This is a genomic window from Variovorax sp. GW821-FHT09D05, from assembly GCF_059416325.1.
In genome coordinates this window covers 557,903-574,903 of the sequence record NZ_JBWKOZ010000004.1, presented here as the reverse complement: position 1 = coordinate 574,903, position 17,001 = coordinate 557,903, and the positions used below count along the sequence as shown (strand labels likewise).

The window sequence follows — 17,001 nt, the reverse complement described above, 5'->3', positions numbered from 1 at the left end:
ACGTGCGCGCTTCAGTCGAGCTTGGCGCCCGAGTGCTTGACCACGTCGGCCCACACGGGGCGCTCTTTCCTGGCGAGGTCGAACAGATCCTGGCGCGGACCGGTGTGGACCTCATAGGCCTGGGCGGCCAGCTGCTGCTTCACCGCGGGCGAATTCAACGCCTTGTTGAAAGCCGCGTTGAGAGCGTCGAGGATCTTCGGATCGACGCCGGCCGGTGCAACGTAGCCGGTCCACGCCACGGCCTGGTATTTCTTCAGGCCGGTCTCCGCGATGGTGGGCAGATCGGGCAGGCGGCTGTCGCGCGCGGCACCGGTCACGGCCAGCGGCGTGATCTTGCCGCCCTTGAGGTGCGGAGCGATGGAGGTGATGTTCTCGAACACCAGGTCCACCTCGCCGCGCATCAGCGCCATGTCGGCTTCCAGCCCGCCCTTGTACGGGATGTGCACGATGGACACGCCGGCCATCGACTTGAACATCTCGGCACTCAGGTGGCCGGTGGTGCCGTTGCCGCCCGAGGCCACGGTGAGCTTGCCGGGCTGCTTCTTGGCCATGTCGATGAGGCCGGCCACGTCCTTCACGCCGAGGTCGCTGCGCACGGCCAGCACGTTCTGCACGAAGCCGGTCAGTGCCACCGGGGCGAGCTGCGTGTCGGCGTCGTAGGGCAGCTTCTTGTAGAGCGACTGGTTGATCGCCAGCGTCGCCACGTTGGCGTAGGCGATGGTGTAGCCGTCCGCGGGGGCGGCGATGGTGGCCTGCGTGCCGATGATCCCGGAGGCGCCGACGCGGTTCATCACCACCACCGACTGGCCGAGGTCGCGGCCCACCGCATCGGCGAGCAGCCGCGAGACGATGTCGGGCGTGGTGCCGGCGTTGAAGGGCACGATCAGGGTGATCGGCTTGTCGGGGTACGCGGCCTGCGCGTAGCCGCACAGGGCGAGCGCGGCCAGCGGCGCGGCCAGCACATTCAAGAGCCAGCGGCGGGAGGCAAAGGAACGGACGTTGAAGAACGACATGGTCAAGGCTTTCTGAAGAAGATCGATGGAGGGGCTTGCGGTCTCCTGGGCGACGCTGCGCCGGGGCATGGCGGCGTCTGCCTCGTTGCTATGGGAATGGATGAAATGGGGGCTACGCCATCACGGATTGCAGGACCGGCAGGTCGACATTGCCTCCCGAGAGAACGAGCACGGCGCTCTGCCCGCGCAGCGAGACATGGCCGGCCAGCATTGCCGCGAGCGCCACGCTGCCGCCGGGCTCGACGACGAGGTGCAGTTCTTCCAGCGCGAATCGCATCGCGCGGGCCACTTCCGCATCCGTCACGGCGACGGCCTCGTGCAGCAGCGGCTGGTTGATGGCGAACGGCAGCTCTGCGGGCGTGACGGCCTGCAGGGCATCGCACAGCGTGCGCGCGCCGGGTGCGTTGATCTCGCGCCGGCCGCTGCGCAGCGAGCGCACGGTGTCGTCGAAGCCCGCGGGCTCGACGGCCACGCGCCGCGCGCCGGGGCTCAGCGCATCGAGGGCCAGGCAGCAGCCGGCCATGAGGCCGCCGCCGCCGCAGGGCGCTGCGAACAGGCCCAGGGTTTCCCGCGCACCGGCCGGCAGGTCTTGCAGCGCTTCCAGTGCCACGGTGCCCTGCGCGGCCAGCACCTCGGGGTGGTCACCCGGCGGAACCAGCGTGCCGCCGGTCTCGGCCAGCAGGCGCATGCCGATGTCCTCGCGGCTCTCCCTCTCGCGGTCGTAGTGGACGACCTTCGCGCCCTGCGCGAGCGCGCGCGCCACTTTGGTCTTCGGGGCATCGACCGGCATCACGATGGTGGCCGACACGCCCAGTTGCCGCGCCGCCCAGGCAATCGCCTGGCCGTGGTTGCCCGTCGAGTAGGCCACCACGCCGCGCTCCCGCTGCTGCGGCGTGAGCGCCAGCAGGGCATTGAAGGCGCCGCGGGCCTTGAAGGAGCCGGTGACCTGCAGGCTCTCGGGCTTGATCCAGACGGTGCCGCCCGCCAGCGCGTCCAGCGCGGGCGAGCGCAGCAGCGGCGTGCGTTGCACGTATGGCGCAATGGCCTGTGCGGCGCGCAGCACGTCGTCGAAACGGGGCACGCGCATCGTGCCGAGCATCGCGTGCTCGATGTGGTCCGGCAGCGCCGCGGCAGAAGAAGTGGTAGAGGTGCTCGTCATCGCGCAGGCCTCCTTCACGCCGGTTGCCACACTGGGGGCTCGGTGCTGCCGGTCTGGCTGGTGAGGCGGGTGTAGGCCTCCAGGCGGCGGTGCTGGGCGAAGTTGAAGATGGTGTTGCGGCCCAGTTGGCACATGTCCAGGTTGCAGTCGGCCACCACCAGCTCGTCGTCCCAGCTGGTGGCCATGGCCATGATCTCGCCCTGGGGGTTCACGATGATGGAGTGGCCCATCAGCTCGAAGCCGTCTTCATTGCCGGCCTTGGCCACGCCCACGCCGAAAGTGGCGTTCTGGTAGCACCCGGCCTGGATGGAAAGCTGCGAGTGGAAGTTGCGCAGGTGGTGCGCCTCGAAGCCGCGGTTTTCCTGGTTCACCGCCGGCGTGTTGTAGCCCAGCATGACCAGCTCGACCTGCTGCAGCCCGAGCTCGCGCCACGCTTCGGGCCAGCGGCGGTCGTTGCAGATCAGCATGCCCAGGTTCACGCCGTCCACCTGGCCCACCGGCGCCCGCACGACCGGAAAGCCCAGGTTGCCCACCTCGAAGTAGCGCTTTTCCAGGTGCTGCACCTTGCGGATGGTGGAAAACTCCTTGTGCCCCGGCAGGTGCACCTTGCGGTACTTGAGCACGATCTCGCCCGAAGGCGCGATCACCACCGACGTGTTGAAGCGCCGCTTGCGCACCACGCCGGTCTCGTCGGCCTCGTGGGCGATCTCGGCATAGCCCAGGTAGCAGGTCAGCCCATAGCGGCGGATGGCATCGAAGATCGATTGCGTGGTGGGCGAGGGCAGCGCCTCCTCGTACCAGGGGTCGGCCTCGTCGAGGTTCTCGACGTACCAGCGCGGAAAGAAAGTGGTCAGCGCCAGTTCGGGAAACACCACGACATTGGCGCCGCGCTGATGCGCGCGCTCCAGCAGGCGCACCATGCGGGCCACGACGGCATCGCGGCCTTCGGCTTTCTGGATGGGCCCGAGCTGGGCGGCGGCGACGGTGATCAAGCGGTTCATGGCGGCAGAAAAGTTGGTCTGAGCCAAATGATCTGGCCCGCCGCCCCTGCGGCCAACTGCGCCTGAACCGCCCCGGCAGGCCGCGAGGGCATGCTTCGGATCTGCCGCAAGTGATTGATTTCAAACACAAAACCCGTGGCGCTCAAGGCGCCCCGACCCGCTCGTCGATAACCACGCGTTATGCCCCGGGGACAAAAGGTGATGGACGTCCGGCCCGCGCTGTCAATGGCGCGCAACGAATGGCCCGGCTCAGGGGCGAGGCGCACGCACGGGCGCATCCTCGCCCGGGTGCTCCGGCAGCGTGAGGGCGAGCGCACTGTCGCGCCCCTCCTGCTTCAGCAGCCGCTTGAAGACGGCCAGGAATTCCTTGGCCATGGCCGACAGCGGGCTGACGTTGGTGTGGATCAGGTAGATGCGGTGCGCGAGCGCGGGCGAGAGCGGCTTGAGCACCACGCCATCCGTCATCACCGAGCGCCGCGCACCGAAGGCTTCGATCAGCGCCACGCCGACGCCTTCACGCACCAGCGCCATCGCCTCGGGCGTGGAGCGGATCTCGACGTCGGCGCGCAAGGGCAGGCCCGACGCGGCGAGGAAATCGGCCGTGAGCCGGCCGAAGGGTGTATCGCGTCCGTAGCCGATGAAGGTCTGGCCCACCAGGTCGCTTGCGCTGATTGCCTCGGCCTGCGCCAGTGGATGGCGCTCGGGCACCGCGCACTCGATGAAGCTGTGGCCGATCGCCCGCGATGCCGCGTTGGCACTGGCTGGCGGCGGCATCGAGGAGATCGCCAGGTCCGCGTGCCCCAGCAGCACGTGCGGCAGCAACTGGTCGAACGGCAATGGCCTGTACTTGATGCGCACGTCGGGATAGCGGGCCCGGAAGCGCTTGATCGCGACCGGTATCAGCCACTCGCTGAAGCTGGGGCTGGAGACCAATGACAGCTCGCCCTGCGAACCGCCGACCAGGTCGGCCGCCAGTGCATTGAAGCGGCGCACGCCCTCCAGGATGCTTTCCACCTCCGAGAACAGGCGGCGCGCCTCGGGCGTTGGCTGCAGGCGCCCGCGCACGCGCTCGAACATCAGCATGCGCAGCCGGCTTTCCGTCGTGGCCAGCACGCGGCTGACGGCCGGCTGGGAAACGCACAGCATGCGCGCCGCCCCGCTCAGGGTGCCGGCAATCATGATGGCGTGGAAGACTTCGATCTGCCGCAGATTCAGCGGCACCGGCGGGGTCAGGAGCGTGGCGGGCATGGCGCGGGACACCATGCAAGTAGCACGCCACCGCGCGGAGGCTGCGCGGCCTGCAGCCTGCTAGCGCGCCCCGAACGCCGCGTTCTCGAACAGATCCTTGAACTCGCGCGGCTGCGAGCGCCAATACTGATGCGGCGCTTTTACCTGCGCGCCCAGTTCGGCGGCGGCATGCCACGGCCAGCGCGGGTCGTAGAGGATCGCGCGTGCGAGCGACACCGCATCGGCCTGTTCCTTGGCAATGATTTCCTCCGCCTGCCGCGGCTCGGTGATGAGGCCCACGGCAATGACCGGCATGTCGACCTCCGACTTCACGCGCTCGGCAAACGGCACCTGGTAGCCCGCGCCGAGCGCGATGGCCTGCTTCGGCGACACGCCGCCGCTCGATACGTGGATGGCCGCGCAGCCGCGCGCTTCGAGCGCCCTGGCAAAGGCGACGGTGCCGTCGAGGTCCCAACCGCCCGGCACCCAGTCGATGGCCGAGACGCGCACCCACACCGGCTTGTCGGCGGGGAAGACTTCGCGTACCGCATCGAACACCTCGAGCGGAAAGCGCATGCGGTTATCGAGGCTGCCGCCGTATTCGTCGTCCCGGTGATTGGCCAGCGGCGAAAGGAACTGGTGCAGCAGGTAACCATGCGCCGCGTGGATCTCCAGGCCATCGAGGCCCAGCCGCGCCGCGCGCCGTGCGGCTTCGACGAAGGCGTTGCGGATGCGGGCGAGCCCTGCGGCATCGAGCGCGATGGGTGGGTCTTCGGTGGGCGCATGGGGTACGGCCGAGGGCGCATACGCCTTCCAGCCGCCGGGCTCGTCCGGCCGGATCTGCTTGCCGCCTTCCCATGGCGCACGGCTCGATGCCTTGCGCCCGGCGTGGCCCAGTTGCATCGCGACCTTGATGGGCGAGTGCGCACGCATCGCATGCAGCACGCGCGCCAGGCCTTCTTCATTGGCATCGGAATACAGCCCGAGATCGCCGGGCGAGATGCGCCCCTCGGCTTCCACCGCCGTCGCTTCAAGGATCAGCAGCCCCGCTCCCGAGAGCGCGAGATGGCCCAGGTGGATCAGGTGCCAGTCGCCCGGCGTGCCATCGACGGCGGAGTACTGGCACATCGGCGCGATGACGATGCGGTTGTCGATTTGAAGGGGGCCGAGCCGCAGGGGCTCGAAGAGACGGGGCGTGCTGATGCTGTCGTTGTTCATGACGATGCGGCTCCACAGGTGCTGTAGTTGCGCGAATTCTGCGGGGTCTTCGCGATCGGTGCCGGGACCGGCGCGGAAGCCTTGCGGCTCAGGGCGGTATGGATCAGCAGCGCGCCGACCACCATCGCCATGCCCACCGCCTCGTTCACCGTGGGCAGCCTGCCCAGCGCCGCGCTCATCAGCAGCGCCGACACCGGCACGAAGTTGATGAAGGCCGTGCCCGTCACCGCGCCCAGCGTGCGCACGCCGTAGTTGAAAGCCAGCACCGCGATGGCCGAAGACACCAGGCCGACGTACAGCAATGCCTGCCACGACAGCCGCAGGCCTTCCATGCTGGGCGCATGCGTCCAGCCCAGCAGCGTGCCGACCAGAGCCGTGGCCAGCAGCAGCGGCCACGAGGCCAGCACCGTGAGCGCGGTGTACTCGATCACGTCGAGTTCCGGAAAGCGCGCGGCGCCGCGCGTGTACCAGACCCAGCCCAGCGTTCCGACGAAGGCCACCGCGTCGCCGAAGAGCGTCGATTCGCCCGACGCTCCGGCGCCGAACAGCAGCCCCGACACGATGGCCACGCCCAGCAGCGACAGCGCCGTGGTCAGCAGCGTGGAGCGGCTCGGCCGCACGCCGTCGAGCGCCCAGCGCAGCAGCTGCGTGGTCATGGGCGTGGTCGCCATGATCACCGCGCCGTGCGAGGGCACCGAGTGCGCCAGGCCCGCCAGCAGCATCACGCTGAAGATGCCGAAGCCCGCGAACCCGCGCACCGCCAGCGGCCCGGCATGCTGGCGCAGCTTGCGCCACGGCGCCGCCCCGCGCGGAACGATCAGCAGCACGAACAGCAGTGCGGACATGCTGTAGCGGATGAGCGTGAACCACGCCGGCTCGACGTGGTGCAGCACGCCCTTGCTGACCAGGAACATGCCGCCCCACCCGGAGGTGGCGAGCAGCAGCGCGGCGATGCCGAGCAGGCGTTGGCGATGAGACATGGGGAAGCCTTTTCTTGCAATGAATCGATGCCCCAAGAATCGGTGCTGGGGCCCGCAAATGCCATTCGCTTCTTTGGACAGGGGTCTCCAAAAAAGCGAACAGACTGAAGCGGCCGCCAAGCTCACAATCCGCTCCCATGGAGCTCTACCAACTCAAGACCTTCGTCGCCATCGCCAAGGAAGGCAGCCTGACCCGCGCCGCCGAGCGCGTGTTCACCAGCGCACCGGCAGTGAGTGCCCAGCTCAAGGCGCTGGAAGACGAGCTCGGCGTGAAGCTGTTCGAACGCACGCCGAAGGGCATGTCGCCTACCGAGGCCGGCCTCAGCCTGCTGGAAGAGGCCGAGCGCACGCTGGCTTCCGCATCGCGCATGCGCTCGGCGGCCGACCAGCTGCGCGGTGCGGCGCAGGGCGTGGTGCGCTTCGGCACCGTGGTCGATCCGGTGGCGCTGCGGCTCGGAGAGGTGCTGGTGAAGCTGGCGGAGCGCCATCCGCAGGTCGCGCTGCAGCTGAAGCAGGGCCTGTCGTACGAAACGCTGTCGGCAGTGCAGCGCGGCGATCTCGACTGCGCTTACGTTCTCAGCGACGGCGAGCAGATCGATGGGCTGGAGCTGCACCGCCTCGGCGTGATCGACCTCGTCGTGACCCTGCCGCTGCCGGTGGCCGAAGCGCACCCCGACCTCTCGCTGGACCAGCTTACGAACCTGCCATGGGTGGGCACGCCGCCTTCGTGCATCCTGCGCGTGCATCTCGAAAAGCTGTTCGCCGGCGCAGGCCGTGAATACCGCCAGGGCCGCACGGCCGATGGCGAGAGCGCCATCCGCAGCATGGTCGCAAGCGGCATGGGCGCGGGCCTGATGCGGCTCGATCAGGCAGAGCAGGGCGAGCGCAATGGCGAACTCGCGATCTGGAACGGATGGCGTTCGCACACGTGGCTGTGTTGGGTTGCGCCGGCAGAGGGCAGGCGGCCTGTGGCGGTCGATGCCGTGCGCAGTGCTGTGATGGAGGCGTGGGCTTGAAGTGTTGGCGTGGCTCGTTCGGGGCGCGATCGTTCAGCGAGCAGGGACAAATTTTCACCACCCAGTGCTCATTCTTAAAAGCTTCTTCTTAACAGGCATGCCAAACGGCTTATTGCCCGCACAACGAGCCGCCGATACCTTCGAATCGCGCCTCATCCGAGGCGCGATTCGCATGGAAAACGGACAACCACAATGGCTCATTCACTCCCCGCGTTTCGGCCCAACTTCGGCCGGCGCCTGCAACAACTACTGGCGTGTGCCGCGCTGCTCGCGGCCGCCACCGTCACATCGGCCGCCGAGCCGGCCAAAGATCATCCGCTGGTCGGGCGCTACGAAGGCTCGGTGATGGACGCCTTCCAGAGCAAGGACTACGACGAAGTCGGCCTGCTGCGCGAACCGATCCAGAACTGGGGCGACCCCGTGCCCAAGCCGCGCCTGCTGCAAGTCGCGGGTAAGGTCTCGCTCTACTACTACCGCCTGCCCGATGGTCGCTCGCTGCTCGAAGTGCAACGCAACTACGAGGCTGGCCTGAAGGCCAAGGGCTTCCAGACGCTGTTCGCGTGCGCCACCACCGACAGCAGCTGCTACAAGAAAGACCCCGACCGCGAAACGCCGTTCACCGACGTCTCGGTGCTGGCCAACACCATCGACACGCCCGAGTGGCCGATGATCGGCCGCGGGCGCCAGTTCGTGAGCAACTATTTCGACAACAGCGGCCGCTACCTGCTCGCGCAATACGACGGCCCCAACGGCAAGGTCTACGCCAGCATCGCGCTCGCCGAAGGCAACAGCCGCGGTAACTTCGCCTTCGTGCGCGTGGTCGAGAGCAAGGCGATGGAGAGCGACAAGATCGTCTTCGTCGATGCCACGGCCATGCAGAAGGGGCTGGTGGAGAACGGCCGCATCAGCCTCTACGGCATTCACTTCGACCTCGACAAGGACAGCATCAAGCCCGACTCGCAGCCCACGCTCGACGAGATCGCCAAGCTGATGCGCAGCAACCCGCAACTGCGCGTGCAGGTGGTGGGCCACACCGACGCGCAGGGCGAAGAGCCACACAACGCAGACCTCTCGCGCCGGCGCAGCGTGTCGGTCATTGCGGCGCTTGCGAAGACGGGGCTCGATGCGCGGCGCTTCACTTCGCGCGGCGCCGGTTCCAAGGAGCCGGTGGCGCCGAACACCAACGAAGAAGGTCGCGCGAAGAACCGTCGCGTCGAGCTGCTGCGGCTGTAGCCGCGCGGTCAGTCGGCGGTCAGCTGACGGTCGTCAGATCGGGGCCGGCTTGCAGTCGGTTTCCATGGATTGCCGGGATGGCAGGCCACGCTTGGGCCTGTCATCATTCGCGGCTGCATGAATAACGACTCGAAGAATTTTCTTGCCGATCTGTTGAATCGCGCCAGACAAGCCCTGGCGGACCCGGCGGGTGTGCTGCCCGCGGCAACGCCCGCCACCGGCGAAGCAGGGTGCGTGGTGTTCCTTGCCACTGGTGAAGACGACAGCCGGGCCCGCGTGGTCTCGGGGCGCGGCGCCGACATCGACGCCGCATGGCGCGCCGCCGCCGAGAAAGCCAGGCGCACCGGCCAGGCACCACAGCGCCTGCGCGCCGAGGTGGTCGACAAGGTCACGCCCATGAGCTGGGCCGCGCTGAAGACGAAGCTGGCCAAAACCAAGCGCAACTACTTCAACGAAGGCATCGCCTTCGATGCGCGCTTCGAGTTCGCGCTGCTCGCGCAGGAAATGCACGGCAGCGCGATCCTCTACAACGGGGACGTGGAGCATGCCGAGCCCAACACAGGCAACCTGCGCCTGCACTGCAAGCGGCGCTTCGGCCGCGAGATCGACTTTCCGACTGACGACGCAGCGCCCGTCTGGTGCTTCACCACGCGGGCCGTGTACGTGGATGCGAAGGGCGCATGGCCCATCACCGCCGAAGGCCAGGCGGCCGGATTTCGCGAGCTGCGCGAATGGAATGCGCGGCAAGTCCATGCGCTGGTCGACAACGCCGGCAACTACCTCGCCGAACAGGTCAAGCCCACGGGCGAGTTCCACTACGGCTGGTTTCCCTGCTTCGACCGCGCTATCCCCACCTACAACACGCTGCGCCACGCGAGCTCCACATACGCGATGCTGGAAGCGTGGGAGCTCACGCGCAGCGACACGCTCAAGGCCGCCATCGACCGCTCGCTGGCCTTCCTCACCGGCACGCTGATCCGCCCGGCCCACCTGCCGGACGGCACACGCGCCGCCTACCTGCTGGACATCGGCAGCGAGATCAAGCTCGGTGGCAACGCCGTGTGCCTGCTCGCGCTGGTCAAGTACACCGAACTCACGGGCGACAGGAAATACCTGCCGCTGCTGGAGCAGCTCGCGCTCGGCATCCGCCACATGCAGGATGCGGAGACGGGCAGCTTCGTGCACGTGCTGAATGCGCCCGCGCTCGACGTGAAGGACAGGTTCCGCGTCATCTACTACGACGGCGAGGCCGCTTTCGGCCTGATGCGGCTGTACGGCCTCACGCGCGACGAGCGCTGGCTCGCGGTCGTCGAGAAGGCCTTCGATCATTTCATTGCCGCCGAGCACTGGCGCGCGCACGACCACTGGTTGAGCTACTGCGTCAACGAACTCACGCGCTACCGGCCCGAGACGCGCTACTACCAGTTCGGCCTGCAGAACGTGGCGGGCTATCTCGACTTCGTGCTGGAGCGCATCACCACCTTTCCCACGCTGCTCGAACTGATGATGGCCGCGCGCGACATGGTGCTGCGGCTCGAAGCTGATCCCGCATTGCGCCCGCTGCTGGCCGGGCTCGACCGCGACAAGTTCGACCGTGCGCTGGCGTACCGCGCGCGCTACCTCGCCAATGGCCACTTCTGGCCCGAGCTGGCGATGTTCTTCCGCAACCCCGCGCGCATTGCCGGCTCGTTCTTCATCAAGCACCACAGCTTTCGCGTGCGCATCGACGACGTGGAGCATTACCTCTCGGGCTATGTGGCGTATCACCGGATGCTGAAGGAGCGCGAGGCACAGCAAGACGCGCAGGCAACAACAGCTACCGGCATCATTGCCTGGGGCGGTGACGTGAATCTCTCGCGCCGCCAGCACTACCGGCTGCACGAACTCGGTGGCGCGAAAAAGATGCTCGGCGACATCGCCGCGCTGCGCGAAGCCGACCTGCGCATCGCGAACCTCGAGTGCGTGGTTGCCACCATCGGCGAGCAGGGCGTCGACAAGGACGAGACGGCTCCCTACTACTACCGCGCCCGCCCCGAAATGCTCGCGGTGCTGACCGAGGCCGGCATCGGCATGGTCACCACCGCCAACAACCACAGCGGCGACTATGGCCCCGATGCGCTCATGGAACAGCAGGGCCTGCTGGACGCGGCGGGCATCGCCCACGCCGGCACCGGCCGTACGCCAGAGGCCGCGTTGCGCCCGGCGTTCCGGCGCGCGGGCGGCGTGCGCGTGGCGCTGTTCTCGCTCGACGCCACGCAGCCCGAATTTGCCGCCACGGCCGAGCGCGCGGGCGCCGCCTGGCTGTCGCTGGACGACCCTGCCGAGTGGACCGCCACGCTCTCGCCGCGCATCGAGGCCGCGCGCCGCGAGGCCGATGTAGTGCTGGTGGCTGTGCACTGGGGCGCCAACCTCGAGACCGAACCCACGCAGGCCGAGATCGAAGTCGGCCACGCCATCGTCGATGCCGGCGCGGACGCGATCCTCGGTACTTCGGCGCATGTGCTGCAGGGCATCGAGATCTATCGCGGCCGGCCGATCCTGCATGACGCCGGCGACCTGCTGTTCGACTCGGTGCGCAACGACTTCGGCGACTCGGGCGTGTTCTCGCTGACGCTGGGCCTGCGCGGTGTCGAGGAGGTGATGTTCACACCCATTGGCGTCGGCTTCGGTTTCTCGCGGCAGCTCGAAGGCGACAAGGCGCAGGCCTTGAGCGAGCGCTTTGCGGCGCAATGCCGCGCGCTCGGGACGGAGATGGTTCTGGTGCCTGGCGGCCGTTGCGCGGTGCGACTGTCGCCGCCCGAGCGGCCTGCCTTTCGGCCCGACTCGGCCTCCGCAGCCGCACCAGTCTTCAGCCCGGCGCCTGTCGTGGAGCCGGTACAGACACCACGGCCCGAATGGCTGGTCGACGCCGTGCCCGAAGACGCGCGCATCACGCCACTGCAGATCGGCCCGCTGCGCCTCGTGGGCCTGCGCTGCACGCCGCGGCAGATCGTCGGGCGCCGCATGCTGTGGGTCGAATCTTTCTGGACCGCTGACGAGCCCGTCGCAGTCGACCTGCGCTTGTACTTCCGCGCGATGCCGATGCGCAGCACCCGCATGCCGCCCTGGGGCGAGAGCATGGACCACGACCCCTGCGACTGGATGTGGCCTACCAGCCGCTGGGAGCCCGGCCGCATCTACCGCGACCGCTACGGCCTGCGCCCGCCGCGCGGCGGCCTACTGGAAAGCGACGTGCTGCAGCTCGAAGTGAGCGTGCGCGGCGCACTGCCTGACCTGCCAGCCGCGCGCCGTCTCGCGCTGTGGTGCGGCCTGCGCGTGCCGGACGCTCCTACGCCCTTGCCAGAACGCACAGCGCCAGTGCTCATGGCCGACCGCCCCGGCGCAGGCCCCGACCCCGCGCCCGTGTGGACCGCCGAGCAACTGCAAAAGGCCACGCGCGGCCGATGGCTCGTCGAGCCGCCGCCGGGCTGGTTCGCCAACTCGGTGGTGCGCGGCCCGGTCCACATGGGGCTGCTGCCGAAGCCCTCGCTCTTCGTCGCCTCCGACTACCGCACACTGGCCGCGCACGAGAACTACAGCAAGCCGCGCACCAACAACTGGGACCGCCACCTCGAATTGCCCCGCCTGCACTCCGAGCTGGCCGGCGCCGTGGTCGCGCACGCGGTGGACGGGCTCGACCCGGCCTTCCCGCTGCTGCAGGTGGACGACCCCATTGCCGCGATGCTCGCCATGGGCGCCGCCGCGCGGTCGCGCTACAAGGGCTTCGTGGTGGGCGTGACCGGCACGGTCGGCAAGTCGTCCACCATCGCGATGCTGCGCGACCTGCTGCCCGAGCGCGCGCGCGTGCACACCACCATCGACAACTACAACTCGCGTGTCGGCGTGCCGGCCATGCTGGCCAACCTCGGGCCTGACGTGGACGTGTGCATCCTCGAGATGGCGCAGAGCGGGCTATGGATGGACCGCGGCCCGATCTCGCTGGTGGCGCGGCCACACGTGGCACTCATCACCGAGATCGGCCTGTCGCAGACGCGCCAGGCCTCGACGCTGGAACTCACGGCCGAATACAAGTCGCGCATCTTCCTGGGGCTGGAGCCCGGCGGCGTGGCGATCGTGCCCGATCACATTCCCTGCCTGCAGCAGGTGGTGGCAGCGGCCGCACGCACGGCGGGCGCCGTCTGGGTGGTGGGCGCCGGGCCCGAGGCCAACGTGCGCATTGTGGACACCCGGCCCGAGCCCGGCGGCGGCTGCCGCGTGCGTATTGCCGTGCCAGGGCGCACGCTGGAGTACCTGTTTCCGGTCGAGAGCGCGGGGCTGGTGCGCAACTCGGCGCTCGCATTCGCGGCCCTGCTGGCCATGGGCTTCGATGGCGAGGCCGCCTGCGCGCGCATGCCGCACGTGCGCCTGCCGGCCTCGGTGATGCAGGTGCGCGCGCTGCGCACGCAGGCCGGCGTGCAGGCCACGCTGATCGACGACAGCTGGAACGCCGAAGTCATGTCGATGCACAACGCGATGGAGTTCGTGCGCACCTGGCAGCGCGCGGAGAGCAGCGGCCCTGTGATGCGCAAGATCGGCGTGCTGGGGCGCATTGTCAATCTCGACAACGACGCCGAGGCCATGCACCGCAGCCTGGCCGCGCCGCTGCTGGCCTCGGGCATCCAGCATCTCGTGACGCACGGCGAAGAGATGCGCTGGCTGCGCGAGGAAGTGCCCGCCGATCTGCTCGGCCCGCACTTCGACAACGCCGTGCAGCTCGCGAACTACCTCGAAGGCTTTTTGCGCGACGGTGACCTGGTGCTGGTGAAGGGCGACCGCGACCGATCCGACTTCGGTAGCATCCCCGCACTGCTGCAACGGCTATGACTGCATCGAGCCTCTTCCGTCGATATGCGCGCTGCGCCCTCGTTCTGCTCGCGCTGGCGCAGGCCGCCTGCGCGCAGCGCACCGGCCCCGACGTGCCGCGTCCCTTCGCCGCGGCCAATGACGAAGTGCTGCACTGGAACCAGCCCGCCGACCGCGCCGGTTGCCCCGACCGCAACAGCTACCTGTGGGTGCAGACCGCAGAGGGCCCCGCCTGCATCCGCTACTTCGCGAGCGACGACATCGAGGGCGCGCGCATCGCCATCGTGCAGTTCTCGGGCGACCGCGACAGCGTGATGGACCAGGCGCCCACGCGCATTCCCGATAACACCGAAGACCTGCGCATGCTCGATGCGCAGCGCAGCCGCGACCGCGCGGGCGTGCCGTGGATCTTCGTGGCGCGGCCCGGCACGTACGGCTCTTCGGGCGACCACCGCAAGCGCCGCCAGCTGGTGGAGTTCCACGCGCTCGATGCCGCGCTCGACGCGCTCATGCAGCGCCACAGGCTGCAGCGCATCGTCATCGTCGGCCACAGCGGCGGTGCCACCGCGGGCGCCGCGCTGCTCACGCTGGGCCGCACGCGCGTGGCCTGCGCGGTGCTGACTTCGGGTGCCTATGGCCTGCTGGAGCGCGCGCGCCTGCTGGGCCGCTCCAAAGACGGCCGCACCGACACCACCGGCAGCGCGCAGTTCTATGACCCGCTGGACCACGTGGGCGGCATCGTGCGCGACCCGGCACGGCGTATCGTGCTGATCGGCAACCGCGACGACAGGAACACGCCCTTCACGCTGCAGGAGCGCTTTGCCGACGCTGTGTCCAAGGCCGGTCATCGCATCGAACTGCGCACGCACGCCGCCGAGCCGCCCGACTACCATGACCTCAAGGACCGCATCGCGCTGCGCACCGCCTCGCAGTGCGCGCGCGAGGCGTTGTTCCCCTAAAAAATTCCGGCAGGCAGGAGACACATGAGCAGCAGCATCACATCGCGCGAGTTCGGCCGCATGCCCGACGGCCGCGCCGTCACCGAATACACCCTGAACAACGGCCGCGGCCTGAGCCTGAGCGCCATCAACCACGGAGGCATCGTCACCGCATTGCGCGTGCCCGACCGCGATGGGCGCAGCGTGAACATCGTGCTGGGCTTGCCGACGCTTGCCGACTACCTCAAGCCGCATCCGCATTTCGGCACCATCGTCGGACGCTTTGCGAACCGGATTGCGGCGGGGCGCTTCACGCTCGACGGCACGGCGCATCAGCTGGGGCTGAACGATGGCGTCAACTCGCTGCACGGCGGCGCGAAGGGATTCGGCACGCGCTTCTGGGACATCGTGCCGCTGTCGGCGCAAGAGGCCGGCGACGACATCGCCATCGAACTGCGCTACACCAGCGCCGACGGCGAAGAAGGCTACCCCGGCGAGGTACAGCTGACAGTGCGCTACACGCTGCTGGCGAGCGCAAACACATGGCGCATCGACTACAGCGCCCTGACCGACAAGCCCACGGTGCTGAACCTGAGCCACCACGACTACTTCAACCTCGCAGGCAGCGGCTCGGTGATGGACCACCGGCTGACGATTCCCGCGAGCCGTTATTGCCCAGTGGATGCGACGCTGATTCCGACAGGCATCGCCGACCTGGCTTCGACGCCGTTCGACTTTCGTACTGCAACGCACATCGGAGAGCGCATCCGCGAAGACCACGAACAGTTGCTGCTTGCGCATGGCTACGACCACAACTGGGTGCTGGACCGTGCTCAGGTCGATCGCGGCCTTGCTCTGGCGGCACGGCTGGAGCACGAGGCCACAGGCCGCGTGATGGAAGTGCATACCAGCGAGCCCGGCGTGCAGTTCTATTCGGGCAATTTTCTCGACGGAAGCCTCATGGGCAGCGCGGGTGCAAGTCTGCGGCAGGGGGACGGGTTGTGCCTGGAGACGCAGCACTATCCGGATTCACCGAATCAGCCTGGGTTTCCGTCTACGGTGCTGCGGCCGGGGGAGGTGTTTCGCAGTGCGACGGAGCACCGCTTCTTCGCGTGAAGCCATCGCCGCAATCTGAATCACTTCACAGAGCCGCGGGCGGTCCGCGACGGCTGTAAATCGCATGTGCCGTTGGTCGCCACAGCCTGTTGGCCACGAACTCCTCCACATGTGCTGGCCCGGCATGGGTGAGGACCACAGGGCAAAAGGGCAATGCAGCCATGGTCCCTACGGCCTGCAAGGCACGCCGGCGTGAAAGGGTCGAGGCCGCCTTCGGGTCAGACGGAGCGTCACCCGTATTCATGATGTTTTTCGTCATTGATTGATTCCTCCCTGATCTGGTCACTTGATTGCTACCGCATCGGCAGGCGCACCCGGCACCGCCACGCGGAACTTCAAGCCGTCGAGCAGCTTGTCCCACAGCGCGATGGCTTCTTCGTCGTTGAGTGAGGAGGCCGCGGCCGCGCCGATGCGGTCTGCCTGGACCTTGGTGCGCATCGCCACGCTCAGATTGCCGGGGCGCGCGACGCTGCCGCCGTTCTCGCCGATGAACATCCACTCGAAGTCCTGCGTGCCGTCGGGGCGGCGCACCAGCGACTCTTCGCCGTCCCAGCCGTGAATCTTCTTCTTGCCCTCGCGCAAGGTTGTGAGCTTGGGGTATCTGCTGCCAGCCTCGCGCTTGCGGTCGGCGATGAGTTTGAGCAGGCCGTCGCTGTTGCCGGGGAAGTTGGCGTTGATGGTCTGGTTGCTTTGGACGCTGAAGACCACGTCGGGTAGTGCCGCCATGTGGAGGCCAACCTGCGTGAGCGCGTTGCCTTTGGATCCATCCAGTTGGCGGAAGCCGAACTCGTGGCAAAGACCTTGTTCGTTGGGCACTTCGTCGGGCTCACGAGCTCGCAAGTTTTTGGCTGTATCGCTGGCGTAATCGAGAATGGACTCCGCCGTTTCGCCATTGTCCGTTCCATCTCCGCCTTTGAAGATGTGCGGTCCAACGATGTAGTAGACGCGAAATCCTTCCAACCCAAGTTTTTTGGCCGTGTCATCCATGTAGGACCGAATCAGCCATGTGCTCGGCGCTGGGCCTTTGCCGAAGTAGTTGATCTCGGCTGTCTTGTGCGCCGCAAGGATTTTTGCCCGATCAGCCTCCATCACCTTCTCGATGTCCTTGGCTTGGTTGGGTAGGGTCGGGAAGTCTCGGCCAAAGGCCAGGCGCGATTCCACAGGTGCAGTCAATACATAGCGCCCGAAGCACAGCAACTTGGTATGTTCGAACAGCCGTTCAATGCGAGGATTGGTCATCAGGTCCTTTCTTTGGTCG

The 17,001-nt window shown here is 67.8% G+C and carries 12 protein-coding genes; 5 read left to right on the top strand and 7 right to left on the bottom strand.

Annotation, left to right across the window (positions count from 1 at the left end):
* Positions 1–11 precede the first annotated feature (11 nt).
* From AC07O3_RS13875 to AC07O3_RS13850, 6 genes are all read right to left on the bottom strand, one after another.
* Positions 12–1,082 carry a Bug family tripartite tricarboxylate transporter substrate binding protein gene (locus tag AC07O3_RS13875; protein ID WP_354339119.1) on the bottom strand — a complete coding sequence of 357 codons (1,071 nt, stop codon included), beginning with the start codon at positions 1,080–1,082 and terminating at the stop codon, positions 12–14.
* A gap of 43 nt (positions 1,083–1,125) precedes the next feature.
* On the bottom strand, positions 1,126–2,172 hold the full coding sequence (locus AC07O3_RS13870) for a threonine ammonia-lyase (protein WP_495339572.1): 1,047 nt from the start codon (positions 2,170–2,172) through the stop codon (positions 1,126–1,128).
* Positions 2,173–2,186: 14 nt separating this feature from the next.
* Positions 2,187–3,173, bottom strand: coding sequence for an N-carbamoyl-D-amino-acid hydrolase (locus AC07O3_RS13865; protein WP_495339571.1), 987 nt, complete (start codon positions 3,171–3,173; stop codon positions 2,187–2,189).
* 249 nt (positions 3,174–3,422) lie between these two features.
* Positions 3,423–4,421, bottom strand: a complete 999-nt coding sequence (locus AC07O3_RS13860) for a LysR substrate-binding domain-containing protein (RefSeq protein ID WP_093172680.1) — start codon at positions 4,419–4,421, stop codon at positions 3,423–3,425.
* 60 nt (positions 4,422–4,481) lie between these two features.
* Positions 4,482–5,618, bottom strand: a complete 1,137-nt coding sequence (locus AC07O3_RS13855) for an NADH:flavin oxidoreductase/NADH oxidase (RefSeq protein ID WP_495339570.1) — start codon at positions 5,616–5,618, stop codon at positions 4,482–4,484.
* Positions 5,615–6,598, bottom strand: a complete 984-nt coding sequence (locus AC07O3_RS13850; RefSeq protein ID WP_495339569.1) for a DMT family transporter — start codon at positions 6,596–6,598, stop codon at positions 5,615–5,617. The genes AC07O3_RS13855 and AC07O3_RS13850 overlap by 4 nt, the downstream gene beginning before the upstream one ends.
* A 137-nt stretch (positions 6,599–6,735) precedes the next feature.
* Here AC07O3_RS13850 and AC07O3_RS13845 point away from each other — a divergent pair, with 137 nt between their 5' ends.
* From AC07O3_RS13845 to AC07O3_RS13825, 5 genes are all read left to right on the top strand, one after another.
* Positions 6,736–7,614, top strand: coding sequence for a LysR family transcriptional regulator (locus AC07O3_RS13845; RefSeq protein ID WP_093048165.1), 879 nt, complete (start codon positions 6,736–6,738; stop codon positions 7,612–7,614).
* Positions 7,615–7,806: 192 nt separating this feature from the next.
* A complete protein-coding gene (locus tag AC07O3_RS13840; RefSeq protein WP_495339568.1) occupies positions 7,807–8,847 on the top strand; it encodes an OmpA family protein in 1,041 nt (346 codons plus the stop codon).
* A gap of 117 nt (positions 8,848–8,964) precedes the next feature.
* On the top strand, positions 8,965–13,710 hold the full coding sequence (locus tag AC07O3_RS13835; protein WP_495339567.1) for a CapA family protein: 4,746 nt from the start codon (positions 8,965–8,967) through the stop codon (positions 13,708–13,710).
* A complete protein-coding gene (locus AC07O3_RS13830; RefSeq protein ID WP_495339566.1) occupies positions 13,707–14,648 on the top strand; it encodes an alpha/beta hydrolase family protein in 942 nt (313 codons plus the stop codon). The genes AC07O3_RS13835 and AC07O3_RS13830 overlap by 4 nt, the downstream gene beginning before the upstream one ends.
* A 24-nt stretch (positions 14,649–14,672) precedes the next feature.
* Entirely contained in the window at positions 14,673–15,743 is a 1,071-nt protein-coding gene (locus AC07O3_RS13825) for an aldose epimerase family protein (RefSeq protein WP_495339565.1), read from the top strand.
* Between the two features lie 282 nt (positions 15,744–16,025).
* Here the strand turns inward: AC07O3_RS13825 and AC07O3_RS13820 are convergent, their stop codons facing one another.
* Entirely contained in the window at positions 16,026–16,982 is a 957-nt protein-coding gene (locus tag AC07O3_RS13820; protein ID WP_495339564.1) for a T6SS immunity protein Tli4 family protein, read from the bottom strand.
* Positions 16,983–17,001: the final 19 nt, after the last annotated feature.

Coding starts and splice junctions, on each gene's coding strand:
- AC07O3_RS13840 (WP_495339568.1), top strand. CDS start 7,807: ATGGCTCATTCACTCCCCGCGTTTCGGCCCAACTTCGGCCGGCGCCTG.
- AC07O3_RS13870 (WP_495339572.1), bottom strand. CDS start 2,172: ATGACGAGCACCTCTACCACTTCTTCTGCCGCGGCGCTGCCGGACCAC.
- AC07O3_RS13860 (WP_093172680.1), bottom strand. CDS start 4,421: ATGCCCGCCACGCTCCTGACCCCGCCGGTGCCGCTGAATCTGCGGCAG.
- AC07O3_RS13830 (WP_495339566.1), top strand. CDS start 13,707: ATGACTGCATCGAGCCTCTTCCGTCGATATGCGCGCTGCGCCCTCGTT.
- AC07O3_RS13845 (WP_093048165.1), top strand. CDS start 6,736: ATGGAGCTCTACCAACTCAAGACCTTCGTCGCCATCGCCAAGGAAGGC.
- AC07O3_RS13875 (WP_354339119.1), bottom strand. CDS start 1,082: ATGCCCCGGCGCAGCGTCGCCCAGGAGACCGCAAGCCCCTCCATCGAT.
- AC07O3_RS13835 (WP_495339567.1), top strand. CDS start 8,965: ATGAATAACGACTCGAAGAATTTTCTTGCCGATCTGTTGAATCGCGCC.
- AC07O3_RS13820 (WP_495339564.1), bottom strand. CDS start 16,982: ATGACCAATCCTCGCATTGAACGGCTGTTCGAACATACCAAGTTGCTG.
- AC07O3_RS13825 (WP_495339565.1), top strand. CDS start 14,673: ATGAGCAGCAGCATCACATCGCGCGAGTTCGGCCGCATGCCCGACGGC.
- AC07O3_RS13850 (WP_495339569.1), bottom strand. CDS start 6,598: ATGTCTCATCGCCAACGCCTGCTCGGCATCGCCGCGCTGCTGCTCGCC.
- AC07O3_RS13865 (WP_495339571.1), bottom strand. CDS start 3,173: ATGAACCGCTTGATCACCGTCGCCGCCGCCCAGCTCGGGCCCATCCAG.
- AC07O3_RS13855 (WP_495339570.1), bottom strand. CDS start 5,618: ATGAACAACGACAGCATCAGCACGCCCCGTCTCTTCGAGCCCCTGCGG.